The organism is Bacillus infantis (assembly GCF_050107595.1).
GTDB lineage: Bacteria > Bacillota > Bacilli > Bacillales > Cytobacillaceae > Bacillus_AB > Bacillus_AB infantis_C.
Genome location: NZ_JBNILH010000001.1, coordinates 81,054 through 105,694 on the forward strand (window position 1 = coordinate 81,054; position 24,641 = coordinate 105,694).

A 24,641-nucleotide genomic window follows, 5' to 3' on the forward strand; every position below is an offset into this window, starting at 1 on the left:
TTGTATAGGGGAGGAACTGAAGTGGAATATGCAATCCTGAATGGGGAATTGATCGAACGCAAGGATGCCAAGGTTGACATTGAAGACAGAGGCTATCAGTTTGGCGATGGTGTCTATGAAGTAATCAGAGTATATAACGGCAAAATGTTTACAGCCGAGGGCCACCTGAACAGGCTGTCTGAAAGCTGTGAAAAGATCGGACTGAACCCTGGTTATACAAAGGAAGAGCTCAAAACAAAACTGGAGGAGCTGATCGGGAAAAACAAAATCGATTTCGGAACAGTCTACCTTCAGTATTCAAGGGGCATTTCACCAAGGAACCATGCCTTTCCCGGCGATGATGTCCCTGCCGCTTTCGTGGCCTATACACGTGAAGCGGCGCGGCCGGAGGATAATATGAAATCCGGAATCAAAGCTATCCTGACTGAAGATATCCGCTGGCTCCGCTGCGATATTAAAAGCCTTAACCTGCTCGGCAATCTGCTGGCCAAGCAGAAGGCGGTCCAGTCCGGATGCTTTGAAGCCATCCAGCACAGGGGAGATATAGTGACCGAGGGCAGCTCATCTAATGTCTTCATCGTAAGCGAAGGCAAACTGGTGACACATCCGGCTGACCATTTCATCCTTAACGGGATATCACGGCAAAAAGTGCTCGAGATTTCCCGTGAGAACGATATCCCATATGAGGAGAAACCATTCACGATTGATGAGCTCCTGGGTGCAGATGAAATCTTCATTTCCAGCACAACAGCTGAAGTGATGCCGGTCGTCGGGATCGACGGCAGCCCTGTGAAGGACGGAAAGCCAGGAGAGCTGACACAGAAGCTGCAGGGCCTTTTCCTTGAAGAAATTGAAAAGGAATGCGGAAGCATTCAAACCGGTGCTTTGAACAGCTGATAAAAACCGGCCAGGCACTCCAGATCGGGAGGCTTGGCCGGTTTCTTTTCATATAAAGCTGTTTCAGTCATTTACTCCATCCTACTCAAATCGGAACAGGTCACTGGAAAGGTATCTTTCCCCGGTATCACAGACGATGAAGACGACAGCATCTTCGGGTGTGAGCCTTTTGGCGACTTCAATGGCCGCAAAGCAGGCTGCCCCTGAGGAAGGGCCGACTAGGATACCTTCTTCCCTGGCGAGCCTTCTTGTTGTGTCATAAGCTTCTTCGTCCTTGATCTGGTGGATTTCATCATAAACATCCTGATTAAGGATTTCAGGGATAAAGCCGGGGCTGGTACCTACAAGCTTATGCTTCCCTGGCTTGCCTCCTGAAAGGACTGGAGAGCCTTTCGGTTCGACAACGTGGACCCCAAGACCCGGATATTTCTCTTTCAGCACCTCTCCGGTTCCGGTGATCGTTCCGCCTGTGCCTGCAGTTGCGACGAAAGCAGCCAGGGGTTTTCCGATTTGTTCCATCCCATCAATGATTTCGAGTGCCGTTGTTGTTCTGTGGGCATCAGGGTTTGCTTCGTTATCAAACTGCATCGGGACAAAGCTGTCCGGGATTTCCTCTGCAAGCTCCAGCGCCTTTTTGATCGATCCGGGCATCTTCTCATCACCTGGTGTGAGGACCACTTCCGCACCGTACGCTTTCAGCAGATTGATCCGTTCGAGGGTCATTGTGTCAGGCATGACAAGGATGGCCTTATAGCCGCGTGCTGCTGCATTCATCGCAAGGCCGATCCCCGTATTCCCGCTTGTAGGCTCAATGATGGTCGAGCCCTCTTTCAGCCTTCCTTCTTCCTCTGCTTTAATAATCATATTAAAAGCTGCCCGATCTTTGACGCTTTTGCTCGGGTTATAAAATTCGAGCTTAGCATAAATGGCTGCCCCATTCTCTGGAGCCAGCCTGTTCAGCTTCACGAGCGGCGTGTCGCCAATCAAGTCAGACAGGTTGTCTACAACCTTCATAAAACTCTTCCTTTCCAAAAATAATAATAAAGCTATTTTGCATTCCTTCAGCAAATCTCATGCAAAAGGAGGGAAACGAAATGATTTTCTTTTAATTCTGTGCCCCATAATCATACCTAAAAGGAGGGAAGGCTATCAAATCTTAAGGATTATCCGGCAGCTTTATGTTCCCGGATGTACAAATTTTGTTAAAATAGATAGAAATGTCGTGAAAGGACGTTTTATGGATGCAAACACATTATTTTTTTGCTGTACGGCTGCCTGAGGATGCTAAAGAAAGACTGAAGCTGAAATGCGGGGCGGCAGCAGAAATGCTTGAATTTCAGAAATGGGTCCATTATCTGGATTATCATATTACTCTGGCTTTCCTTGGCAATGCAGGGAAGGACAAGCTGCAGCATGCAGCAGGCCTTGTCGGGAAAGCGCTTCTGGAAGAAGAGGCCTTCAGCCTTTCCACCTCAAAGTTCGGTGTCTTCGGAAAGCCGGAACAGCCAAGGATATTTTGGGCGGACACAGCTGCCCAGCCCAGGCTTGCGGAGGTAAGGCAGAAAGTATTTGATGCCTGTACAGAAGCAGGCTTTCAGCTGGAGCTCAGGCCTTTTAAGCCGCATATCACTCTGGCAAGGAGGTGGGCAGGCAGCAGCCCTTTTGACCCCGCCCTTTTGGAAAATGAATCTCTTTTAACAGAAACAATTTCGTTTCCTGCGGCAGAAGTGGTTTTATATCAGACGCATATGGATAGAAGTCCTAAATACGAAGCAATCGAAGTTTATACACTGAAATAAAATACTAGGAAACAAGGAAGGCAGAGGGAATGGGACAGTTAATAAAGCTACAGGATTATATTTCACGCTATGAACAGGATATCTTTTTATATCCTTCCAGATATGTCCGATTGAAAAAGCAGCGGTGGGAACAGCTTTTGGACGCTTGGGAAAAAAACGATGGGCGGTTTTTCGGCCCTGAACCGGGAGAAGCAGCAGATGATTGGAAGCTGGAAGAAAAGCAGCCCCTGTCTGAGAGGATCAAAGGAATATTCAGCCTGAAAAGGAGGCCAGAGGAACCTGAGCCGCTGCCGGTTCCAGAAAAGGCAGTGGAGGAGAAGCTCGATTTTGATCCTCAGTTTGCCTCAAGGCCGGATACGGCAGACGAATTGAAGCAGCAATTCCTGGATCAGCTTTTTAAATTTCAAATGAAATGGGCGAGCTCGACCATCATGGAAAAATCATTTGTGCAGAGATCTTTTTTCTATGACCCTGAGCTCCGCTTCCTCCTTCAGCGTTTTCCGGACACCTATCTGCTCCTTTATAAGCCTGTATTCCGTTTGAAAAAGGCGCCTGTGGAGGCAGAGTCGGTCTTTATTACGCCGACTGGGGCATATTGCCTTTCTTTTATGGAAGAAGATGAGCAGGCTGTTTTCATCGGTTCCAAGGAGCATTTCTGGTTAAAAAGGACAGGAAAGGAAGAAAAGAAAATACTGAATCCGCTCATCGCCCTGGACCGGACAGAAAAAATTGTGAAGAGCATTTTTCAAATGTATGAAATCGATTTCCCGGTACATAAAGTATTAGTAAGCCGGAAAGGCTATTTTGATTTTCCGAATGTACCGTATGGGGTGGATCTGATTGAGAAGCGGGGATTCGAGGAGTGGTTTGAAGGTATGAGAAAAAACACATCTCCCATCAAGCATATTCAGCTTAAAAGCGCGCAGATCCTCCTGCAATATTGCCAGACAACTTGTGTGAAACGCCCGGAATGGGGAGAATCGGAATAAGGCAGAAGGTCGTTTTATATCGAAATTGGGCCCATTCGTATAAAACGCTGTTAAGACACCCTTTAAAAAATGCCCTTGGCAAGGTTTGGGGCAGCCTGTATTAAAGGTAATAAGGAAGTACTCGGAGGGTAGCCGAGAAGAGAAGCGGAGTGAGACGATGATCACAGTGGAACGGATGTACCATGCGTATCTTGATGAATTGAATATCATTGCCATCCTGCTTCCCCGTTCTTATTACAATGGCAGCTGTACTGAATTTGCTCTTTCAGAACTGGACGGGAAGAAGGAGCTAATCATTAAAGAACGGCAGGAACTGGAAGAGGAGACTAAATATATTTGCACCTTCGAAGGTGATCTGGATCTCGGAACAACCTGCTGGATTCATGATGAATACGGGGGGAAGACAGACCTTCAGATCGGATCTGTTATCCGGACAAAGGCATTTGATGAGAAATATTATTATGGCGGGAGCCTTGGTTGCTTTTATACAGAAGAACAGACGTTGTTCAAGCTATGGGCCCCTACTGCCACTCAAGCCAGGCTGTCGATAGAGGAGCCCGGGAAGGGTATCACGGAATATGCGATGGAAAGAGGGGATTATGGGGTCTGGTCCTATTGTGCCGAGGGAGATCTTGAGCTTCATGCCTATTCTTATAAAGTATGCATCGATCTTGAGTGGCGGGAGGCTGCAGACCCATATGCTGCCGCCCTTACGGCCAATGGGGAGAAAGCCGTCGTTGCAGACCCCGGGAAAATAAAGATATCTGAACATGAGCTTCCGCAGCTGGAACATGATACAGATGCGGTCATATACGAAACCCATATCAGGGACTTTACCATCCATCCCGGAAGCGGTGCGGATAAAAAAGGCACATACCGGGGCGCGGCAGAGCTGGGTACAAAGGGGCCTGACGGCTGTTCGACCGGCCTTTCCTATGTGAAGGAGCTTGGGGCAACTCATATCGAATTCCTCCCATTCCATGACTTTGCGGGGGTGGATGAGCTTGGGGGAAAGTCGGATTATAACTGGGGCTACAACCCGCTCCACTTTAACGCGCCTGATGGCAGCTATTCCGAGGACCCGGCAGACCCGTATTTGCGGATCCGCGAACTGAAGGACTTGATCTCAGCGGTCCATTCTCAGGGGCTGCGGGTCATAATGGACGCTGTGTACAACCATGTTTATATCAGGGAAACATCTGATTTTGAAAAGCTTGTGCCAGGCTATTACTTCCGGCATGATGAGTTCGGGATGCCTTCAAACGGAACCGGGGTTGGCAATGACTTTGCCTCTGAGAGGAGAATGGCAGGAAAGTTCATCATTGATTCCGTAAAGTTCTGGCTGCATGAATATAAAATTGACGGTCTGCGCTTTGATCTGATGGGAATCCTGGATGTCGGGACGATGAAAGAGGTCAGGAAAGCTGCAGATGAAGCCGGCAGGCATATCCTCGTCATCGGAGAGGGGTGGGACCTTAACACCCCTCTGCCGCATGAACAGAAGGCCAATCTGCGCAACCAGGCCAAGCTCGACAGGATCGGCCAATTCAATGACTGGTTCAGGGATTCTATTAAGGGAAGCACATTCAATATTTATGATAAAGGGTATGCACTGGGAAATGCACATTACCGCGAGGATGCGAAACAGGTTCTTGCCGGAAGCATCGGAGTGGGCAAAAAGGCCCTCTTTCGTTCACCGGGGCAGTCTGTGAACTATGCCGAATCACATGATAACCATACATTATGGGATAAGATTGGCGCATGTTTCCCTCAAGAGGGAGAGGAGTTCAGGCAGAAGCACCACCGGCTTGCTACGGCAATGGTCATCCTGGCACAGGGGATTCCTTTCCTTCACAGCGGACAGGAGTTCTTCAGGACAAAAAACGGGGACGGCAACAGCTATCGGTCGCCAAATGAGATCAACTGGCTTGATTGGGAGCGCCGCCTTTACTATCAGGATAATGTGGACTATATAAAAGGGCTGATTGACATAAGGAAAAAAATCAAAGCTTTCCGCTTCCACAGCACAGACCTGGTCAGGAAGCATATGCAGTTCATCCAGGCAGAAGAGCCGATGATTGCATATGAACTGCAGGATATCAGGGAATTCGGGGGCTATGATTCCATCAGGGTATGTTTCAATCCTTTCTGGGAAGAGCGTATGATCCCTGCAGAAGGAGAATGGGAAGTTTTGGCGGACGGAGATGGGGCGGGTGCAGAACCGGTGAATACTGTGAACTCGGGAACTGCAAGAATGGCCCCATGCAGCCTGCTGATTCTTGCCAGAAGGTGAAAGAAGCTGCCCATTTGCCGGCCCGGGGCTGATTCGGGATCTAACCAATAAAATTAAAAGAGAAATCATTATAATAAAATACTGTTTTTATCTCTGATTGACTTGACTAGAAAACACGCTAAGAGATAAAATTTATAAGATAGCTATTGCAGGACATTTGCTTCAATAGCTTTTTTTTATTTTACTTTGCTTTTCTATACAAAAGTCCTTTAATCAATTAGCGGCGGAATGGACAGGGAGCAGACTTTGCTTTCTTGTGCAGATACGCATATATAAATGGGAGACTGCAGAGGCCTGGCTGAGATGCGGGCCTTGCACTTTCCTTACTCGCATTTAATTTGCAGAAAAACATTGTAGGTGAACAATTTTGGAACATTTATTTGGACAAGATTGGGAGATAGTTCCTGCCGGAGGAGCGACAGGTGAAGCATTTTTTGCCCAGCATGAAGAGCAGCAATTATTCTTGAAGCGGAATTCTTCGCCATTTCTCGCTGTTTTGTCAGCAGAAGGAATTGTTCCAAAGCTTGTGTGGACAAAAAGGCTTGAAAACGGGGACGTCATAACAGCCCAGCAATGGCTTGCCGGAAGGGAATTGAAGCCGGGGGATATGGAAGATGAACGGGTAGCCAGGCTTCTCAAGAAAATCCATGACTCCAGGCCGCTCCTTGGGATGCTCAGCAGGCTGGGAAAGTCCCCGCTGAAGCCAGTGGCCATACTGAACGCGGTCACAGAAGAGCTGGATGAAGAAATCAGCAGACTGGATGCTGTCAGGAAGGCCCTCGGGTTCCTTGAAGAAGAGAAGGGGAATATCAGCTGTGAAGATATGGTCGTCTGCCATTGCGACGTCAACCATAACAACTGGCTGCTCACGGAGAACGACCAGCTGTATCTGATTGATTGGGATGGAGCGATGATTGCCGATCCCGCCATTGATCTCGGAATGCTCTTATACTGGTACATCCCCCGCGAAAAGTGGCATTCCTGGCTGGAGCGCTATGGCATGGAATTGACATCCTCCCTTGCCCTTCGCATGAAATGGTATGTGGCTGCCCAAACTCTGACTTCAATTCAATGGCATAAAAGCAAGGGAAGATATGAAGAAATGGATAGGTGGATCCAGTTCCTCAAGGAGCTTGAGCTGAGCTAGGAAAGCTGGTCAATACTCTCTACCCACTGGGAGAGCTCCTGCTGGTGCAGCTCTATATGGCCGTCGAGATTGGAAGAGCCGGCGCCGTTTTGGCTGTAGCTGTAAACCTGCTCCAACACTGTCCTGACCTCCTGGCCGATGTTTGCGTTGACCATGAGGGATTTCACCAAACGCTCCAATTGTTCACACTCTGAAACCGATCCGCAGCAGTCTGTCTGATGGCTGCTTAATATATCCCTCAGCAGGGTTAATTGATCTGTATGGCACAGCGGCATATGATTCAGCATCCTTTCTATTTGTACATGAATGGAATTGAGGGACCAACAAAAAAAGGAATTCACATTTATCATGTGAATTCCTTTTTTTTATTATTCATCAGCTTAGCGCTTATGCATGGTTGACAGGCTTGCCGATATAAAGGCTCTGCCTCTTTGATCTGACTTTCTGAGTCCATTTTCTGTTTTTAAGCTTCTCATAAGGATAGACAGTCACACTGTAGCCAAGGAACATAATGCCTATAACTAAAAGGACGGCTATTTCCAATCCTGTCTCAATCAATTTTTTCATGCTAATTCAGCTCCTTTTTATGCCTGAAGGCAAAGCCTGACAGGCAGCGTTTTCCCGTTCGCGTACACTCTTAAAACCTTAACAAAACATCCCATAAATGAAAAATGCATTCTCGTGTGATATACAGGAGATATTTCCGGTATCATAAGATGAACACGCTTTAACAGACAGTGCCCTTACATATGCGGCCATATGCTCCCCGATCCTTCCTGAACGAGGGTTGCATCGTTTGGGAAGGCATGGTATTGTTTGAACGATATTATTATTTAGGGGTGTCCTCATGAGACAAAGAAACAAGCCTTGGGCTAAAGATAAATTAATGCAGCATCCGCAATATGTCATCCTGGAGCCGGATCAGTATAAAGGAAAATGGGCTGAAGTATTTGGGGCAGACCAGCCTCTCCATATTGAGATAGGTACAGGGAAAGGCCGGTTCATCACCGGGATGGCTAAGGCCAATCCTCATATCAACTATATCGGAATAGAATTGGCAGAAAGCGTTATCGTTACTGCCCTTGATAAGCTTATTGAAGAAGAACTTCCCAATCTGAAGCTGATGAATGCCAATGCCAAAAACCTGGCGGAGTATTTTAATAAAGGGGATGTAGACAGGGTTTATCTTAATTTCTCAGACCCTTGGCCAAAGACCCGGCATGAAAAAAGAAGGCTCACATTTAAAAGTTTTCTTGATGTCTACAAAAGCATCCTTGTGGATCAAGGGGAAATCCATTTCAAGACTGACAACCAGGGACTGTTCGAATATTCACTTACAAGCTTCTCCGAATATGGACTTCTCCTCACTTACGTCAGCCTCGACCTTCACAACAGCGGCTATGAAGGCAATATCATGACCGAATACGAAGAAAAATTCTCCGGCAGAGGCAGCAGAATCTACCGCTCTGAAGTGAGATATCAATAAAATTGCAGAAAGCTGCTCGCGGGCGGCTTTGGTATAGACAAAAGGAGTACGGACATTTCGTGCTCCTTCTTTGTTTATGTTTTTTAGGATTTACTGTGAAAGGCCACAACAATCGTTCATTTGTTTAGCTTTTTAAATGGGCTGTTAATTTCCGTTCCAGGCACTTCGCTTTCCGCGGGGCGACGCTGAGCCTCCTCTTCGCTACGCTCATGCGGGGTCTCAGCCTTGCCGCTACTTCCCGCAGGAGTCTGCGTGCCTTCCACTCCAATTAACAGGTTCAATAACCTTGGGTATGCAACTAAGTTTTTTAAAGATAAAAACCAAGAATCTTCCTAAATTCAATACATATCAATAATTCTGATGTAACTTATTTTATGCTGGGAATATTGAGCAAATATTCCACCAACTCCCCTCTAAATGATAAACTAACAAGTATACATACAATCTGCTGAAAAAGGGAGTGTGCACATGGAAACTTTAAAATTGAAAACGGTTAAGCTTACGTGGCTGAACGGAGGAGTCACACAATTGGATGGCGGCGCCATGTTCGGCGTTGTTCCAAAAGCACTGTGGGAAAAGAAATACCCCTGCAATGAAAAAAACCAGATCGAGCTTAGGACAGATCCAATCCTTGTAGAAGCTAACGGGAAAAAGATGCTCATAGAAACAGGCATAGGTTCCGGCAAGCTTAACGAAAAGCAAAAGCGGAACTACGGAGTGACAGAAGAATCCAGCCTTGAAAAATCTCTAGGAGAGCTTAACCTTGGCCCGGAGGATATCGATTATGTACTGATGACCCATCTGCATTTCGACCATGCATGCGGCCTTACCAGGCTTGAAGGGGAAGAATTTGTATCTGTGTTCCCCAATGCAAGGATTATTGTATCGGAAACCGAATGGGAAGAGATGCGCAATCCGAACATCCGGTCCAGGAATACATACTGGAAAGAGAACTGGAGCGGAATAGAGGGCCAGGTAGTCACATTTGAAGATGAATGGAGCTTCGGCCCAGTAAGAATGGTCCACACAGGCGGCCACAGTGATGGGCATTCCATTATTCTCATCGAGGAAGAAGGGGAAACAATCGTTCATATGGCTGACATCATGCCGACTCATGCCCACCAGAATGTTCTATGGGTGCTTGCTTTTGACGATTATCCGATGGACTCAATCGCTGCAAAGCAGAAGTGGCTTGAGTACGGAATCAGCAGGGATGCATGGTTCACGTTTTATCATGATGCCTATTACCGGGCGATAAAATGGGGTGGAGATAAACAGCTGAAGGAAGAGCTGAAACGAACCAGATAAAAAAGGCATGTAAAAGGCCGGAACAAAAGAATCCGGCCTTTTACATGCTTGCAATCTCTAAGACAGCGGGTAGGCATCCAATATCGTTCCGGTGCGGCTGTCTGAGACAAATTCGTATTGTGATACCGCTCCGTCAGCAGTCCGTGAGATGCCGCCTTTATAGACAGTATAGCTAAGACCGTGCTTTTCATAAGGCTCAGGCTGCATATGTATCCATGATCCGCTGATTGGGCCATTTTTCTTGAAAGCGGCTTTAGCCTGATCAAGCGCTTTTTCTGGAGATACCGCTGTTTTATCTGCCAATAATTCCTTTGCAGCCAAGCCGCCTGCTACTCCGACTCCAACACCAAGCAAAAATGATTTCCAGTTCATAGTCTGCCCCTCCGTCTTTTTCCAGCATAGTTGTTCATTATTCCATTCTACCAAATGTAACCGGATATATTAAAGCGATTCACATAAAGTGATGGTACTTGGGGCCGCATGCCGGGCCAAGGTAAGAGGAAAAGGTGGTAAGAGGTATGAAAGTTCTGTAAAATAAATGTATACATAATAAGAAAGAGATAAAACCCATTAAAGGAGCAGGTACAATGAACAATAAAACATTACAGCTTTTTAAAACACTGACAGAATTGCCGGGAGCGCCGGGAAATGAACATTTGGTCCGCAAGTTTATGCGTGAGCAGCTTGGCCAGTATGCAGATGAAGTGGTCCAGGACAAGCTTGGGGGAGTATTTGGAGTAAAGAGGGGAGATGAGGAAGGGCCGGCTGTAATGGTTGCAGGCCATATGGATGAAGTTGGCTTCATGGTCACCTCCGTTACCGATAACGGTATGATCCGCTTCCAGACCCTTGGCGGCTGGTGGAGCCAGGTTCTTCTTGCCCAGAGGGTGCAGATCATGACCAATAATGGGCCAGTCACAGGCGTCATTGGATCCATCCCTCCACACCTGCTGGATGAAGCCAAGCGCAGCAAGCCAATGGATATTAAAAATATGCTGATTGATATCGGTGCAGATGACCGTGCAGATGCAGAAAGGATCGGCATTAAGCCAGGCCAGCAGATCCTGCCGATTTGTCCGTTCACACCAATGGCAAATGAAAAGAAAATAATGGCAAAGGCCTGGGATAACCGTTATGGATGCGGTCTCGCGGTTGAGCTTCTGGAAGAATTGAAAGACGAAAAACTGCCGAATATCCTTTATTCCGGTGCGACAGTCCAGGAAGAAGTCGGATTAAGAGGTGCGCAGACAGCCGCCAATATGATCAAGCCTGATATTTTCTTTGCACTTGATGCAAGCCCTGCGAATGACATGACAGGCGATAAAAGGGAATTCGGCCAGCTTGGGAAAGGCGCGCTGCTCCGCATTTTGGACCGCTCCATGGTTACGCACCGCGGCATGAGGGAATTTGTACTGGATACAGCTGAAAAGAATAATGTGCCTTACCAGTATTTTGTTTCCCAGGGCGGAACAGATGCAGGGCGTGTCCACACTTCAAATGAAGGAGTCCCAAGTGCGGTAGTCGGCATTTGCTCCCGTTATATCCATACCCACGCTTCCATTATCCATGTGGATGATTATGCGGCAGCGAAGGAGCTTCTGGTCAAGCTTGTTAAATCCTGCGACAAAACCACTGTCGCATCCATCCGCGAAAACGTGTAAAAACAAAAGCGAGGGGGCAGCAGCAGTGCTGCCTCTTTTCAGTGTGCCATTCGGGCAATATAGAAACAAGCAGTGAAAAAAGGAGGGCAGCTCTATGAAAATTATAATAGGTTCTAAAAATCCGGCGAAAATTAGCGCGGTGGAAGCTATTTTCAATGAAAGCAGCTTTAAAGTCATTCCTGTTGATGTACCTTCCGGTGTGAGCGACCAGCCTTTTACAGATGACGAAACGATCAAAGGGGCTGTACAAAGAGCGGAACTGGCACTGAGAGAAGGAAGCGGGGATATAGGGATCGGTCTCGAAGGCGGGGTCCAGAACACAGCAGCAGGTTTATTTCTCTGCAATTGGGGGGCGCTTGCGCAAAAAGGCAAAGAAACAATCGTCGCCGGCGGGGCCAGGATCCCTCTTCCGCAGGAGATTTCCGAAGAGCTGCTCGCAGGCCGTGAGCTTGGGCCTGTCATGGATGCATATGCCCAAAAAGAAAACATCCGGAAAAAAGAAGGCGCCATCGGTGTTTTTACAAATGGCAGGGTCGACAGGGCAGAAATGTTTGCGCATGTTGTCAGACTGCTGGCCGGACAGTTTGAGTATGGGAACAGGAAAAGGGAGAGGCTGTGAACCTCTCCCTTGCTTTTTATTAAGCAAGCCGCTTCCGCATATCGATTGTCCAGCTCCAGCGGCTAGAGCCTCGAGTCATAAGCCAATCAGGCTAAAAGGTTAAAGAACAACCTTTCATCCTGCTCGTCTTATGCTTGTAGGGGCTGAGCAAGCGCCCTCCGCATTTCAGCTCTCTTCAAAGACATAAGAAAGGATTTTGATGGCCTGGTTAACCGTTTCGACTGTCACGTTTGCTTTTTGTGACAGCTCTTTAAGCGGGTGGTGCAGTTTTTCGGGCCTGATCAGGATCAGCGGCTTTTTTAGTGCAGCGGCAGTGCTGGCATCCATGCTCGTGTTCCATTGCTTATACTGCTCACCGAACAGGGCGATGACCAGGTCTGATTTTTCCATCAGCAGCTGGGTCCGCAGATTGTTGATGCTTGAAGAAGCCTGATCAAGGTAAACAGGGCCCGGCTGCTCCCCAAGTATTTCTTCTCCGATCTTATCAGAGCGCTCATGGTTTTCCATTGGTCCGACAAAATGGACTGGAAGCTGAAGGGCTTTTGCTTTTTCCTTCAGCTCTCCTCTCCAGTCAGTATGAATCTCGCCTGCCAGATAAACTGTCAATTTCATCATATTTCCTCCTCTTTGGCAGATATCTTACATTTTACCACTTCTGTTAATAACAAACCGTCCACAGTCCTGAAAAAGCGGCAAGGGGGGTTGTCAGATAATTAAAAAGACAGTTATGATAGAAAAGGCCGATATTTTTTCCAGCAGGGAGGAAAATAGTATGAAAAAAATCAGCATCACCGCCTTGCTTATGATGTGTTCCGTTCTGTTCCTGAGCGCCTGCTCTGCATCCTTCCAAGAAGAGCAGAAGGAAGCAAAGAGGGCAGCGGAGACCGCTTTCACCCAAAAGCCCAAGGATGCAAATAATAAAAATGAAGAGATAGACTATTATTTGCCTTTTGGCGTCGAGGTTGAAGAAGAAAGCCCAAACAATCTTATATTAAAAAATGGAAGCAAAACATATATCCTGTTTTATAACCAGAATGAGGGCAAAGGCAGCAAGGTGGTTTATGAGTCTGCTAAACTTCAGAACGAAAGCTATGAGGTGGATGAAACCTTCCAATATGATGGAAGATTCGGGTTTATTCTTATTAAAAAGCTGGATGATGACAGAAGCGAATTGATTGTCGGAGCTGATGGGGTCAAGATTACAGCGGAAACAAAGACATCCAGCCTGAAAGCAGATGCTTCGATGATGATTGATATCGTCAACTCTGTCCAGATAAAATAACGAACAAAAGCGCAAGCTCCACAAATCTTACAATTTATAAATTCCTTAACAACAAGCAAAGGGCGAACCCTTTGCTATTTTTTTTGCGCATATTTATTAAATGTCAGGGTAGTGTTCTATATTGATCTTGGGCTTATTTCAGCATACTTGGCTAACACTACTACAAGGTCAGCAGCAGCTTCCAATCAAAAAAACAGGGAAAAGCAGATTTCACGGAGCATGATGAGCTCATACTAGGAGGGTTCCGGTATTTTTTCCTTCCTTTTTACCCCAGCCATGCTTACAATATAGGTTGTAACATCTGTCTTGACACATGACAATGAAGAATGAACGGGGGATTTTACATGAGAGAATTTTTGAAGAGAAAAGGGGTCAGCCTGTCTGCGAGGGTTTACTTTATAGATGCATTGAGCAGCATGGCATTAGGCTTGTTTTCTTCACTGATTATAGGACTGATCATCAAGACAGTGGGAGAACAGCTGCCGGCAGGTTATGGCGGGAGTTTCTTCATAGAGATGGGGACGCTTGCGATGGGGCTCATGGGGCCGGCAATCGGCGTTGCTGTTGCTTTTGGATTAAATGCACCGCCCCTGGTACTGTTCGCTGCGATTGCAAGCGGGGCAGCAGGGGCCGCGCTGGGCGGACCGGCAGGAAGCTTTGCCGCTGCCTTGATATCTGTAGAGATTGGGAAGCTTGTCAGCAAGGAGACGAAAATTGATATTATTGTTACCCCTTTTGTTACAATACTGGCTGGATATGGAACAGCAATGTTGATCGGACCAGGAATAAACTTCCTGTTAAAGGGTCTTGGAAGCATGATCATGTGGGGGACGGAGCAAAGGCCGATATTGATGGGGATCATTGTAGCAGTGCTGATGGGCCTCGCCCTTACAGCGCCTATCTCCAGTGCAGCCATTGCGCTGATGCTTGATTTGCACGGGCTTGCAGCAGGGGCAGCAACAATCGGATGTGCGGCCCAAATGGTCGGTTTTGCAGTCAGCAGCTACAGGGAAAATAAGGTAGGCGGCCTCATTGCCCAGGGGCTTGGAACTTCAATGCTGCAGGTGCCCAATATCATAAGGAACCCGATGATCCTTCTTCCGCCGACCATTGCGGGGGCTGTTCTTGCACCGCTCGGTACCACTTTATTTGTACTCGAGAACAATGCGGCTGGTGCGGGAATGGGGACTGCAGGCCTTGTGGGGCAGATCATGACAGTGACCGCGATGGGATTCAGCTCGGCTGTCCTCCTGAAAATAGTCATGTTGCATTTTGTTGGACCAGCCGCAATAAGCTTGTTATTATCTGAGTATATGAGGAAAAAAGGCTGGATCAAACATGGCGATATGCTGATCCAGACAGGAGGAGAAAGAAATGAAAAAGCTTGAATCAATGGACCAGTTTGAGCAAATGAAAAATGAGGGACAGCATATTTTTATGTTTTCAGCAGACTGGTGCCCTGACTGCCGCATCATCGAACCGATCCTTCCAGAGGTAGAAGAGAAGTTCAGCGATTATACCTTTGTATATGTAGACCGGGATGAATATATTGATCTATGCGGGCAGCTCGATATCTTCGGCATCCCTAGCTTCATTGCTTTCAGGGATGGAGAGGAATCAGGCCGCTTTGTCAGCAAGGATAGGAAAACACAGGAAGAAATCGAGAATTTCATCGCCGGCCTCAGCCGCTGATATCTTTCGCCCTCCGTCTCCTTTGAGATGGAGGGCTTTCTATTGTACAATGGAAACTGCAGAAATTTCCCGTAAGGAGGGAAAAGGGATGAAAATGGACAGCAGGAAAATGAAGAATGAATTAACCAAGAGGCTGGATGCTGAGAATCGGTCTTTCTTATTTGATAAACAAAAAGATACCCTTCGGATCGAAAATAAAGAAACAGGCAAAGGGATCACCATTTCGCTGCCTGGGATCATTGCTAAATGGCAGGAGCAGAAGGACAAGGCGATTGAAGAGGTGGCTTATTATGTGGAAGAAGGCCTAAAGGCTATGTCGGGAGAATCCGGGCTTGAAGGCCATGAAAAAAATATCTTCCCTGTCATCAGGTCAACGTCTTTTCCGCAGGAATCCGAAGAGGGAATTCAGTTTCTGTTTGACGAACATACAGCAGAAACAAGGATTTATTATGCCCTTGACCAGGGCAGAACCTACAGGCTCATTGATTCAGTGCTCATGAAAAAAGAGGGCTGGACAGCTGAAAGGATCAGGGAGATTGCCTTATTTAATGTCAGGTCCCTGTCCACAGGGTTTAAAAAGGACGAAGTGGCCGGCAATATCTTTTATTTTCTGAATGCAAATGACGGCTATGATGCGAGCCGCATTCTCAATGAAGCTTTTCTGAAGACGATGGAGCAGCAGATAACCGGTGAGATGGCACTTGCCGTTCCCCATCAGGACGTCCTGATCATAGCGGATGTGCGGAATAATACGGGCTATGATATCCTCGCCCAGATGAATATGAGCTTCTTTGCAAGCGGCAGGGTGCCGATTACGGCATTATCATTTCTTTATGAAAACGGGGAGCTTGAGCCGATTTTCATACTCGGCAAAAATAAGAAAAAGTGACTGGGGAAGGATCACAGAATGTGGTCCTTTTTTTATATCTGATTAACAGGGAGAAGCCTGCAGGTTACACTGCCTGTAACAGTTGTAAACCCGATGTTAAACTGATTATGCCAAAAGTATAAGCATGCGGGTTCAAACTGTGGCAATTTAACCCATAAAGCCTATAAAAAGGCTCATTCTCTCTTTTTGACTCGAATTTTTATGAATAGCTGATAAAATAAAGGGGTAGGAAAAATAAGCTGCTCTTTTATCTGCAGCTTAAGGGTTATTCTGCCTTTGTACCAGGAAATTGAGCATCCAAATACACCGACAGCTTTGCCTAAACAGCCTTTAAGAAAGAGTGATTAATATTGAGTTGGATAAAAAAACTATTCCGCGTGTTTAATAATGAAGACGAGTATAAAGAAACGGAAGAAGAGCAGCCGTACATAGAACCGGCAAAACCGAAAAAAGACAGAGATGGCCGTGAGATCGAGGCCAGGATTCTCTACCAGTACCCTAAGGGTCAGTTCAGATTTCCGCTTATCCCTGATGAAGGCTCCCCGGGTAAGGAAAGGAGACCCGGAGAAAAGCCGGAAAGTCCTGGACAAAATCCGCGGAGTAGCCAAAGGGAGCGGCCGGCGTCAGGAACCTGGAATCATGAGCGGGAAAAGTCCGGCCCGCTGAATGATAATCCTAATCAAGGAAAAAGAAATAAACGTCAGCCGGAGCAGCAGGAATCTTATTCGGAGCAGCAGGAATATTTTTCGGAGCCATCCAAAAAAAGCAAAAGCGAGGCGCCGATAGACAACCGCCACCGGCGCCCCTTCAGGCCAACGGAAATTCCTTCACCGATATACGGGTTCGAACGGCCAAAGAAAAAGGATGAATCGGTAGTCTATGAGATGAATAGCTTCGGACAGGAGAAAAACGCGCCATTTTTCGATGATATTGATTTCCTGAAGAAAACGGTCCTTGGCGGCGGCCGGGAAGAAGAAAGCAAAATTTTGGATCATACGCTGGAGCCAGTGCCTGAAGAGCAGCCGGAAGGCATCACTGACCTGAAGGGAACCATCAGCCCTGATTTACGGGTAGGATACGAAGAAGCATCTGCCGTGCCAGGCAGGGCGGAAGAAAGTCCTGGTATGATCATGGATAAGGACACATATACCGGCGGCCTTTTCAATCCAGCTGCTGAGAAAGCTTTTTCTGCAGAATTGCAGGAAGATGAACATATCGTGACAACAGAAGCTGGGCAGGAGCATGTGATGCCTGAAAGTGGGGATTCCTACGCAGATGTGAAAGCAAACAGGATTGAAGCTGACAGGAGCTTTGAAACCCCGCCGCTGGCTGACGTTGACACAGGGATTGCCAGCAGTAACCCCGAGGTTCCGGACAGCAGCATTCCAGTGGCCGGCTATAATACTGCCCCGGCTTCCAATTTAGATTTTGAGGCGGATGAAGCGCTGGATGATGATGCCGGTGGACCGCTGGATGATGATGCCGGTGGACCGCTGGCGGCTGGCAGAAATGATGCATCTCTGCTCGAAGATGCTGAGCTGACTGGAATAGAAACTGAAGAATATAATATTCCATATAACCCAGCCGGAACAGAGCCGGCTCTGCTTAATTTGGCAGCAGTGCCGGAATCTGCGGACGATCCTGAGGATTCTCTGGATAAGGCTGAAATTGATAAAGGAGCAGAAGATCTTAAAGAGGTGTCAGCAGAAGAGGCAGAACTGTCCCAGAACCATGAAGAAAAAAATGCTGAGCTCCAAATGGGTTCTGTGAAAGGTGAACAGGGTTCCCGGGAAACGGGCCTGCATGAAGCAGCATCTGCCCTGCAACTGTATGAGGCTGAGCCGGAAACTGAAGAGGAAAGGGCCGGGGAAACCAGCGGGGACATACCGGCCAAGGCTGAAGAAGAGCCTAAGCCAAAGCCAAGATCGCCCCTGCCATTCAATGTGATTATGCTGAAGCAGGATAGAAGGATTGCAGAGCAAAAGATAAAAGAACAAAATGCCGGTGTAAAACAAATGCCTGTCACCCGGGAAAATACAGAAGAAGCAATTGGGAATGAAGCACCTGCAAATACAAATGAACAGGTATGCCAGGAGGAAAATGTCCGCGCTTCTGATTATAAATATGCTTCACAGTCCAATGAAACTGTGTTAGCGTCAGAACCCGTTCAATCACAGCAGCAGGCTGAAGAGCCAGATGAACAGTCACAAGCATGGAGCCATCAGAAACCGGACGGATTCCATCTGGATGGCCAGCCGGCGGAACCTGCCCTTTTAGAACAGACAGGAGAGCCGAAATACAAATCTTATGAATTCCCGGCAAAAAGCCTGCTTGCCCCCCCAGTCATTCCTGAGGACAATGAGGAGTGGCTGCTGGAGCAGGAGGAATTCCTTAATCTGACACTGAAGAATTTCAATGTCAGGGCAAAGGTTGTTAATGTGACCCAGGGGCCTTCTGTTACCCGATTTGAGGTTCAGCCTGAGCCCGGCGTGAAAGTGAATAAAATCACGAACCTGACTGATGATATCAAGCTCAGCCTGGCTGCCAGGGATATCCGGATGGAAGCGCCGATCCCGGGCAAGCATACAATCGGAATTGAGGTTCCGAACCAGAAGAGCAGACCGGTATTGATCAGTGAGATCATCAACACTCCTGTGTTCAGGGATGGCGAATCGCCTTTGACGGCAGTCCTTGGGCTGGACATCTCGGGAAGCCCGATCGTCACTGATCTCAGGAAGATGCCCCATGGACTGATTGCCGGTGCAACCGGATCCGGAAAAAGCGTCTGCATCAACTCAATTCTTGTCAGCCTTCTATATAAGGCATCGCCGGATGAGCTGAAGCTGCTGCTGATCGATCCGAAAATGGTCGAGCTTGCTCCATACAACCAGATACCCCATCTCGTCAGCCCGGTCATTACAGATGTGAAGGCCGCCACTGCAGCACTGAAATGGGCGGTGGAAGAGATGGAGCGCCGCTATGAGCTGTTTGCCCACGCAGGAGTCAGGGATATCAACCGCTTCAATCAGGTGGCTGAACAGCATAAGCGCTATTCTGACAAGCTTCCGTTCATTGTCATTGTCATTGATGAGCTTGCCGACCTGATGATGATGTCTCCGGCAGATGTTGAGGAAGCAATCTGCCGGATCGCCCAAAAGGCGAGGGCATGCGGCATTCATTTGATCATCGCCACACAAAGGCCGTCTGTTGATGTCATTACCGGCCTGATTAAAGCCAATGTTCCGACAAGGGTGGCGTTTTCAGTATCCTCTCAGGTGGATTCACGCACCATCATTGACATCAGCGGTGCCGAAAAGCTCCTGGGCAGGGGAGATATGCTTTTCCTGGAAAATGGGTCATCAAAGCCGGTCAGGCTTCAGGGAACTTATGTGTCCGATGCAGAGATTGATGAAGTCGTCGCCCATGCGAGGAGCCAGCGTAAGCCGGATTATTTATTTGAACAGGAAGAGCTCCTGAAAAAAGCACAGGCAACCGAGGAGGAAGATGAGCTTTTCTACGAGGCGTGCGAGTATGTTGTCGATCAGGGCAGCGCATCGACCTCAAGTGTCCAGAGGCGCTTTAAGATCGGCTATAACCGTGCTGCAAGGCTGATTGGCATGATGGAGGACTGCGGCTACATTTCTGAGGCAAAAGGAAGCAAGCCGCGTGATGTGCTGATCACGGAAACAGACCTTGAAGCCATGCAAGACACTAGTACAATGATATAATACGTGGTATTCTTTACATGCATGTAAAGAATACTAAAAATAACGGTAGTTATAACTGATTTGGTATGAGGAGCTTTAGGATGAAAGAAATTGAGCTAAAGATTCAAGGCAAGATCAAGCGGCTTACAAATAAGACTTTTAAATTTGATGAAAGAGTAAGAGACGGCTGGTTTTCAGCTGTCTATTTCTTAAAGACACGGGAAATTGTCAGGAAACATCACAAAGATAATATCGTGACAATGCAATTTTTCCAGAAAAGCCATGCTGTCCTTTGCGGCACCGATGAAGTGATTGCACTGATCCATACTTTTGCAGAAAATCCGGAGGAGCTGGAGATCTTTTCTTTAAAAGACGGAGATAAAATCAGCCCATTCGAAACGGTCATGACGATTACCGGTCCCTATCAGAGCTTCGGCTATCTTGAGGGGATCATTGACGGCATCCTGGCAAGAAGGACTTCTGTTGCCACTAATGTGTATAACACGGTCAAGGCGGCAGGAACGTCAGGCAGGCAAAAGCAGGTCATTTTCATGGGTGACCGGGATGACCATTATATCACCCAGGCCGGAGACGGCTATGCCGCCCATATAGGCGGGGCGACTGCCCAGGCTACCCATGCCATGAACGAATGGTGGGGCAAGCAGGGGATGGGGACGATGCCGCATGCCCTTATCCAGATGTTTGACGGGGATCTGGTGGCAGCAACCAAAGCATATCAGGAGACATACCCTGAGGATGCCCTGATTGCGCTTGTTGATTATAATAATGATGCCATAACAGATTCCCTGAAGGTTGCGAGAGAATTCGGCGATGAGCTGAAGGGTGTCCGTGTTGATACCTCCAGGACAATGATCGACCAATATTTCCTGAGGAATCAGCATCTTCTCGGGACCTTTGATCCGAGAGGAGTTAATGCAGAACTGATTTTTGCATTGCGGAAAGCGCTGGATGATGAAGGGTTCAATCATGTTAAAATTGTCGTCAGCGGCGGCTTTAATGAAACAAGAATCCAGGATTTTGAAGAAAACGGTGTGCCTGTCGATACATACGGCATCGGCAACAGCCTGCTGAAAATCAATATCGGCTTCACAGGAGACAATGTGCTGATCAATGGCAAGCATGCGGCAAAAGCAGGAAGGCGATACAGGCCGAATCCGCGGCTGGAAAAGGTAGAGCTCTGATTCATTTTCGGCCCTGTGGAATGGGAGGAGGAGCCGGATATGGAGAATTCAATAGAAGACTTGGAAGCCTACCGCAAACAAAAACAGGCCATAGGCGAAGAGAATGCTCTGGCCCTTTACAGGAAAGCACAGAGGGATTCTGCAGTGAATGCCAACATTAGGGAAAAGGTCCGTGCCCGCCATATTTTCCGGGAAACAGCGGGCCTCCCGGGCGGAATCCCTTTCAGCAGTGAACAGGAAGATGTGTTTGAGGACTGGTTCTTATTCGATTATATAAGCATCAGGGGCTCCACGATGTTTAACCTTTTCCTCCGCCGGGACTCCGGCCAATTGGCCGAGGCTGATCTCATTCAGGGAGCCCTTTTCCTCAGCTCTGTCCTCCAGCCTGTAAAGATTGAAAGGGCAGAAGGAGAGAATCTTGCTGCCTTTGACATCCTGAGCGGGGAAAAGCTTCAGCTGAAGGCTGCAGACAGCATCAATCTTGAGGAGAGGCGCTCCTATTGGATCAGGTGCATACCGGTTTTCACCCGGAATTTTTGTTTTGGTCCTGCTTTTCCAATGAACAATGCAGACGCCGTTGTTGAGCGGTACAAAGAATTGATGGCTTCTGGGGAAGGCATGACCTGGAGGGCGTTTTTAAAAAAGTCTGCTCTTGTTTTACTGTTCAGGGAGGGGGCTATTTGAGACCTTCCCTGCTGCTATGTCTGCTAATTTTATCCATATGATGCCGGCCTAAGCCCATGCTAACCGCTTCTTATGGCTGGCTGGGCCAAGTGCTACATAGTGTTTGTGCTTGAAAGATGATATAATACTTTAATCTGCTTATGCAGGAAACGTTTGTCCGTAATGAAGTTATGAGCAAAATATATTCAGATATCATATACTGTGTTACAGATAGACGACAGTTGGAGGTTCTTTATATGACTATTTACCATTTTGTAGGTATAAAAGGGTCTGGAATGAGCGCCTTGGCTCAAGTCCTTCATGATATGAATTATCATGTTCAGGGATCTGATGTAGAAAAGCGTTTTTTTACACAGATTTCGCTTGAACAGTCAGGAATAAAGATCCTTCCTTTCCAAAAGGAAAACATACAGCCTGGAATGACCGTTATAGCAGGCAATGCGTACCCGGATACGCATGAAGAAATCCAGGAAGCCATGAAGCTCGGCCTTCCGATCGTCCGCTACCACCGCTTCCTTGGAGACTTTATGAAGAAGTTTACCAGTGTAGCTGTTACTGGGGCGCATGGCAAGACCTCCACTACAGGGCTGCTGGCCCATGTTATGAAGGGAGCAAGACCTACTTCCTTCCTCATTGGGGACGGAACGGGCAGAGGGGATGCCGATGCTGAATATTTCGTTTTTGAAGCCTGCGAATATAGAAGGCATTTTCTTTCATATTTCCCTGATTATGCAATCATGACGAATATAGATTTTGACCACCCTGATTATTTCGCCAATATTGATGATGTGTTCTCTGCATTCCAGGAGATGTCATGGCAGGTGAATAAGGGTATTTTTGCATGCGGAGATGATGAGCAGCTGCAAAAGATCCAGGCAAAGGTTCCTGTCCTGTTCTACGGCTTTGGCGAGGAGAATGACTTCCAGGCCCGCAATGTCGTCAAAAGCACGGAAGGAACAACCTTTGATGTTTTTGTGCGCAACACTTTTTATGATACTTTCTCAATCCCTCAGTTCGGCGACCATAATGTACTGAATTCATTGGCCGTTATCGCACTTTGCCATTATGAAGAAATTGGTTCGGAAATCGTCAAAGATCTCCTGCTGTCATTTGAGGGAGTGAAAAGAAGATTTTCGGAGAAGAAAGTGGCTGGCCAGGTTATCATTGACGACTATGCCCATCACCCGACGGAGATACGAGCGACGGTTGAGGCAGCCAGGCAGAAATATCCGGAAAAAGAAATAGTGGCTGTATTCCAGCCTCATACCTTTACAAGGACACAGACGTTCCTGGATGACTTTGCGGAAAGCCTTAATAAAGCTGATAAAGTTTATCTTTGCGATATTTTTGGCTCAGCAAGGGAAAACCATGGAAAGCTGACCATCACAGATCTTCAGGACAGGATCCCAAGCTCAGAGATCATAAAAGAAGAAGATACAAGTGCGCTGAAACAGCACGAAAACAGTGTCATCCTCTTTATGGGAGCGGGAGACATCCAGAAATTCCAGGAAGCCTACGAGGGCACCTTATAAGTTCCGTGCAGGAGCGCTGGGCAGGCTGTCTCACGGCGCTCTCCGGATCCGTCCGGCTGGCTACATAGAAAAAGGATGCAGATTTTGCTGCATCCTTTTTGTTTGCTCTATTTAAGGTTCTCCGGATTCAATGCTTCGAGTTCCGGGATTACGAATCTTCCGTCCTTGCGGATCAGAACATCGTCAAAGTAGATTTCCCCTCCGCCATAGTCCGGGCGCTGGATGTTGACCATATCCCAGTGAATATTGGAGGAATTGCCGTTATAGGCTTCATCATAGCATTGCCCTGGCGTAAAGTGGAAACTTCCATCGATTTTTTCATCAAACAGAATGTCCTGCATCGGATGGAGGATATAAGGGTTCACGCCGATGGCAAATTCCCCGATATAGCGGGCGCCTTCATCTGTATCAAAGATCTTGTTGATCCTGTCTGTATCATTTGCTGTAGCCTCAACAATCTTTCCATCCTTAAAGGTGAGTTTGACATTTTCAAAAGTAAATCCGTGATAAGGCGATGGGGTATTATATGTAATAACGCCGTTAACAGAATCTTTCACAGGAGCCGTATAGACTTCGCCGTCAGGGATATTCATCTGCCCGGAGCATTTAATTGCCGGAATATCCTTAATGGAGAAAGTCAAGTCTGTCCCAGGGCCGGTCAGCCTTACTTTGTCTGTTTTGTCCATAAGCTCTACAAGGCTGTCCATCGCTTTGTCCATCTTGCCGTAATCCAGATTGCAGACATCAAAATAGAAATCCTCGAACGCCTCTGTGCTCATTTTCGCAAGCTGTGCCATTGAAGCGTTAGGATATCTCAGTACAACCCATTTTGTTTTTGGCACGCGGATTTCCCTGTGGACTTTCTTGCCGATCGTGCTGCCGTGGATTTTCATTTTATCATCCGGCACATCGGCATGTTCATTGATGTTATCTCCGGATCTCAGGCCAATATAAGCATCCATCTTGCCCATCACGTTCGCTTCAAAGTCAGCCATCATATTGAACTGCTCATCCTGAGCCCCAAGTAAAAGCGCCCTGTCAACCTGCTGGTCTTTCAGAAGCACAAATGGATAGCCTCCCGCTGCATATGCTTCTGCAACAAGTGCAGTAACAAGCTCACGCTGGAGACCAAAGTTCTCGATCAAGACCTTCTCGCCTTTTTGAAGGCGCACTGAATAATTAATCAAATTTTTTGCCAATGTTTGAATCCGGGGATCTTTCATCCTGATTCCTCCTTCATTTCTTCGTACAGCTATTATTGTACCCGAAAAAGTTTTTTTCTGCTGTAAATGATTGCGCTGAAGGCTATTCACCTGATGGGACTTGCATAAGCTCCATGCTGATGGATATAATGTTTTTCGTACATAGTCTATCTTAGAATTAAGCTCTGTTAGTGTTCTGTGGGCTCATCGGTGTTTAACTCTGGTTCACACGTCTTTCAGCGGATGGATAAA

23 protein-coding genes are annotated in these 24,641 nt (G+C 47.3%); 17 read left to right on the forward strand and 6 right to left on the reverse strand.

Annotation, left to right across the window (positions count from 1 at the left end; all coding sequences use genetic code 11):
• Positions 1 to 21 precede the first annotated feature (21 nt).
• Complete coding sequence (gene dat, locus ACQCVH_RS00490; protein ID WP_426833990.1) at positions 22 to 897, forward strand: D-amino-acid transaminase; 876 nt, start codon at positions 22 to 24, stop codon at positions 895 to 897.
• Positions 898 to 978: 81 nt separating this feature from the next.
• Here the strand turns inward: dat and cysK are convergent, their stop codons facing one another.
• Positions 979 to 1,911 (reverse strand): cysteine synthase A, encoded by a 933-nt coding sequence (gene cysK / locus ACQCVH_RS00495; RefSeq protein ID WP_426833991.1) that lies wholly within the window; start codon positions 1,909 to 1,911, stop codon positions 979 to 981.
• Between the two features lie 227 nt (positions 1,912 to 2,138).
• Between cysK and thpR the strand changes: the two genes are divergently transcribed.
• From thpR to ACQCVH_RS00515, 4 genes are all read left to right on the forward strand, one after another.
• Positions 2,139 to 2,696, forward strand: a complete 558-nt coding sequence (gene thpR / locus ACQCVH_RS00500) for an RNA 2',3'-cyclic phosphodiesterase (protein ID WP_426833992.1) — start codon at positions 2,139 to 2,141, stop codon at positions 2,694 to 2,696.
• A gap of 29 nt (positions 2,697 to 2,725) precedes the next feature.
• On the forward strand, positions 2,726 to 3,685 hold the full coding sequence (locus tag ACQCVH_RS00505) for an NERD domain-containing protein (protein WP_426833993.1): 960 nt from the start codon (positions 2,726 to 2,728) through the stop codon (positions 3,683 to 3,685).
• 157 nt (positions 3,686 to 3,842) lie between these two features.
• Positions 3,843 to 5,978 carry a type I pullulanase gene (pulA, locus tag ACQCVH_RS00510; RefSeq protein WP_426833994.1) on the forward strand — a complete coding sequence of 712 codons (2,136 nt, stop codon included), beginning with the start codon at positions 3,843 to 3,845 and terminating at the stop codon, positions 5,976 to 5,978.
• 367 nt (positions 5,979 to 6,345) lie between these two features.
• Entirely contained in the window at positions 6,346 to 7,125 is a 780-nt protein-coding gene (locus ACQCVH_RS00515; protein WP_426833995.1) for a phosphotransferase, read from the forward strand.
• On the opposite strand, the gene ACQCVH_RS00520 is transcribed toward ACQCVH_RS00515, so the two are convergent.
• Together ACQCVH_RS00520 and ACQCVH_RS00525 are read right to left on the reverse strand one after the other, a co-directional pair.
• On the reverse strand, positions 7,122 to 7,400 hold the full coding sequence (locus ACQCVH_RS00520; RefSeq protein WP_426833996.1) for a YtzH-like family protein: 279 nt from the start codon (positions 7,398 to 7,400) through the stop codon (positions 7,122 to 7,124). The genes ACQCVH_RS00515 and ACQCVH_RS00520 overlap by 4 nt on opposite strands.
• A gap of 112 nt (positions 7,401 to 7,512) precedes the next feature.
• Positions 7,513 to 7,692 carry a hypothetical protein gene (locus ACQCVH_RS00525; RefSeq protein WP_426833997.1) on the reverse strand — a complete coding sequence of 60 codons (180 nt, stop codon included), beginning with the start codon at positions 7,690 to 7,692 and terminating at the stop codon, positions 7,513 to 7,515.
• A 280-nt stretch (positions 7,693 to 7,972) separates the two neighbouring features.
• Here ACQCVH_RS00525 and trmB point away from each other — a divergent pair, with 280 nt between their 5' ends.
• Together trmB and ACQCVH_RS00535 are read left to right on the forward strand one after the other, a co-directional pair.
• The gene (trmB, locus tag ACQCVH_RS00530) at positions 7,973 to 8,611 is read left to right on the forward strand and encodes a tRNA (guanosine(46)-N7)-methyltransferase TrmB (RefSeq protein WP_426833998.1); all 639 of its coding nucleotides are present in this window, start codon (positions 7,973 to 7,975) and stop codon (positions 8,609 to 8,611) included.
• Between the two features lie 468 nt (positions 8,612 to 9,079).
• Positions 9,080 to 9,919: a YtnP family quorum-quenching lactonase gene (locus ACQCVH_RS00535; protein WP_426833999.1), complete on the forward strand. Its 840-nt coding sequence runs from the start codon at positions 9,080 to 9,082 to the stop codon at positions 9,917 to 9,919.
• A gap of 57 nt (positions 9,920 to 9,976) precedes the next feature.
• On the opposite strand, the gene ACQCVH_RS00540 is transcribed toward ACQCVH_RS00535, so the two are convergent.
• Positions 9,977 to 10,291, reverse strand: coding sequence for a PepSY domain-containing protein (locus ACQCVH_RS00540; protein WP_426834000.1), 315 nt, complete (start codon positions 10,289 to 10,291; stop codon positions 9,977 to 9,979).
• A gap of 215 nt (positions 10,292 to 10,506) precedes the next feature.
• Between ACQCVH_RS00540 and ACQCVH_RS00545 the strand changes: the two genes are divergently transcribed.
• Together ACQCVH_RS00545 and ACQCVH_RS00550 are read left to right on the forward strand one after the other, a co-directional pair.
• A complete protein-coding gene (locus ACQCVH_RS00545) occupies positions 10,507 to 11,580 on the forward strand; it encodes a M42 family metallopeptidase (protein ID WP_426834001.1) in 1,074 nt (357 codons plus the stop codon).
• A gap of 94 nt (positions 11,581 to 11,674) precedes the next feature.
• Complete coding sequence (locus ACQCVH_RS00550) at positions 11,675 to 12,199, forward strand: DUF84 family protein (protein ID WP_426834002.1); 525 nt, start codon at positions 11,675 to 11,677, stop codon at positions 12,197 to 12,199.
• A gap of 165 nt (positions 12,200 to 12,364) precedes the next feature.
• Here ACQCVH_RS00550 and ACQCVH_RS00555 read toward each other — a convergent pair whose 3' ends face one another.
• Positions 12,365 to 12,811 carry a YtoQ family protein gene (locus tag ACQCVH_RS00555; RefSeq protein WP_426834427.1) on the reverse strand — a complete coding sequence of 149 codons (447 nt, stop codon included), beginning with the start codon at positions 12,809 to 12,811 and terminating at the stop codon, positions 12,365 to 12,367.
• Between the two features lie 160 nt (positions 12,812 to 12,971).
• Here ACQCVH_RS00555 and ACQCVH_RS00560 point away from each other — a divergent pair, with 160 nt between their 5' ends.
• The 8 genes from ACQCVH_RS00560 (at position 12,972) to murC (ending at position 23,187) form a co-directional block, all read left to right on the forward strand.
• Entirely contained in the window at positions 12,972 to 13,481 is a 510-nt protein-coding gene (locus tag ACQCVH_RS00560; RefSeq protein WP_426834003.1) for a hypothetical protein, read from the forward strand.
• Positions 13,482 to 13,825: 344 nt separating this feature from the next.
• Complete coding sequence (locus ACQCVH_RS00565; RefSeq protein ID WP_426834004.1) at positions 13,826 to 14,869, forward strand: PTS sugar transporter subunit IIC; 1,044 nt, start codon at positions 13,826 to 13,828, stop codon at positions 14,867 to 14,869.
• Positions 14,856 to 15,173 (forward strand): thioredoxin family protein, encoded by a 318-nt coding sequence (locus ACQCVH_RS00570; RefSeq protein ID WP_426834005.1) that lies wholly within the window; start codon positions 14,856 to 14,858, stop codon positions 15,171 to 15,173. The genes ACQCVH_RS00565 and ACQCVH_RS00570 overlap by 14 nt, the downstream gene beginning before the upstream one ends.
• Before the next feature lie 88 nt (positions 15,174 to 15,261).
• Complete coding sequence (locus tag ACQCVH_RS00575) at positions 15,262 to 16,062, forward strand: DUF1444 domain-containing protein (protein WP_426834006.1); 801 nt, start codon at positions 15,262 to 15,264, stop codon at positions 16,060 to 16,062.
• Between the two features lie 350 nt (positions 16,063 to 16,412).
• The gene (locus tag ACQCVH_RS00580; protein WP_426834007.1) at positions 16,413 to 19,790 is read left to right on the forward strand and encodes a DNA translocase FtsK; all 3,378 of its coding nucleotides are present in this window, start codon (positions 16,413 to 16,415) and stop codon (positions 19,788 to 19,790) included.
• Positions 19,791 to 19,870: 80 nt separating this feature from the next.
• Positions 19,871 to 20,971, forward strand: coding sequence for a nicotinate phosphoribosyltransferase (locus tag ACQCVH_RS00585; RefSeq protein WP_426834008.1), 1,101 nt, complete (start codon positions 19,871 to 19,873; stop codon positions 20,969 to 20,971).
• A 39-nt stretch (positions 20,972 to 21,010) separates the two neighbouring features.
• Positions 21,011 to 21,655 (forward strand): hypothetical protein, encoded by a 645-nt coding sequence (locus ACQCVH_RS00590; protein ID WP_426834009.1) that lies wholly within the window; start codon positions 21,011 to 21,013, stop codon positions 21,653 to 21,655.
• A gap of 236 nt (positions 21,656 to 21,891) precedes the next feature.
• The gene (gene murC, locus ACQCVH_RS00595) at positions 21,892 to 23,187 is read left to right on the forward strand and encodes a UDP-N-acetylmuramate--L-alanine ligase (protein ID WP_426834010.1); all 1,296 of its coding nucleotides are present in this window, start codon (positions 21,892 to 21,894) and stop codon (positions 23,185 to 23,187) included.
• 107 nt (positions 23,188 to 23,294) lie between these two features.
• Here murC and ACQCVH_RS00600 read toward each other — a convergent pair whose 3' ends face one another.
• Entirely contained in the window at positions 23,295 to 24,410 is a 1,116-nt protein-coding gene (locus tag ACQCVH_RS00600; protein ID WP_426834011.1) for an aminopeptidase, read from the reverse strand.
• Between the last annotated feature and the right edge of the window lie 231 nt (positions 24,411 to 24,641).

Bases quoted from the DNA above. Each gene is read 5' to 3' on its own strand.
- cysK (WP_426833991.1), bottom strand. From the start codon at position 1,911: ATGAAGGTTGTAGACAACCTGTCTGACTTGATTGGCGACACGCCGCTC.
- thpR (WP_426833992.1), top strand. From the start codon at position 2,139: ATGCAAACACATTATTTTTTTGCTGTACGGCTGCCTGAGGATGCTAAA.
- ACQCVH_RS00505 (WP_426833993.1), top strand. From the start codon at position 2,726: ATGGGACAGTTAATAAAGCTACAGGATTATATTTCACGCTATGAACAG.
- pulA (WP_426833994.1), top strand. From the start codon at position 3,843: ATGATCACAGTGGAACGGATGTACCATGCGTATCTTGATGAATTGAAT.
- ACQCVH_RS00520 (WP_426833996.1), bottom strand. From the start codon at position 7,400: ATGCCGCTGTGCCATACAGATCAATTAACCCTGCTGAGGGATATATTA.
- ACQCVH_RS00525 (WP_426833997.1), bottom strand. From the start codon at position 7,692: ATGAAAAAATTGATTGAGACAGGATTGGAAATAGCCGTCCTTTTAGTT.
- trmB (WP_426833998.1), top strand. From the start codon at position 7,973: ATGAGACAAAGAAACAAGCCTTGGGCTAAAGATAAATTAATGCAGCAT.
- ACQCVH_RS00535 (WP_426833999.1), top strand. From the start codon at position 9,080: ATGGAAACTTTAAAATTGAAAACGGTTAAGCTTACGTGGCTGAACGGA.
- ACQCVH_RS00540 (WP_426834000.1), bottom strand. From the start codon at position 10,291: ATGAACTGGAAATCATTTTTGCTTGGTGTTGGAGTCGGAGTAGCAGGC.
- ACQCVH_RS00545 (WP_426834001.1), top strand. From the start codon at position 10,507: ATGAACAATAAAACATTACAGCTTTTTAAAACACTGACAGAATTGCCG.
- ACQCVH_RS00550 (WP_426834002.1), top strand. From the start codon at position 11,675: ATGAAAATTATAATAGGTTCTAAAAATCCGGCGAAAATTAGCGCGGTG.
- ACQCVH_RS00555 (WP_426834427.1), bottom strand. From the start codon at position 12,811: ATGAAATTGACAGTTTATCTGGCAGGCGAGATTCATACTGACTGGAGA.
- ACQCVH_RS00560 (WP_426834003.1), top strand. From the start codon at position 12,972: ATGAAAAAAATCAGCATCACCGCCTTGCTTATGATGTGTTCCGTTCTG.
- ACQCVH_RS00565 (WP_426834004.1), top strand. From the start codon at position 13,826: ATGAGAGAATTTTTGAAGAGAAAAGGGGTCAGCCTGTCTGCGAGGGTT.
- ACQCVH_RS00570 (WP_426834005.1), top strand. From the start codon at position 14,856: ATGAAAAAGCTTGAATCAATGGACCAGTTTGAGCAAATGAAAAATGAG.
- ACQCVH_RS00575 (WP_426834006.1), top strand. From the start codon at position 15,262: ATGAAAATGGACAGCAGGAAAATGAAGAATGAATTAACCAAGAGGCTG.
- ACQCVH_RS00585 (WP_426834008.1), top strand. From the start codon at position 19,871: ATGAAAGAAATTGAGCTAAAGATTCAAGGCAAGATCAAGCGGCTTACA.
- ACQCVH_RS00590 (WP_426834009.1), top strand. From the start codon at position 21,011: ATGGAGAATTCAATAGAAGACTTGGAAGCCTACCGCAAACAAAAACAG.
- murC (WP_426834010.1), top strand. From the start codon at position 21,892: ATGACTATTTACCATTTTGTAGGTATAAAAGGGTCTGGAATGAGCGCC.
- ACQCVH_RS00600 (WP_426834011.1), bottom strand. From the start codon at position 24,410: ATGAAAGATCCCCGGATTCAAACATTGGCAAAAAATTTGATTAATTAT.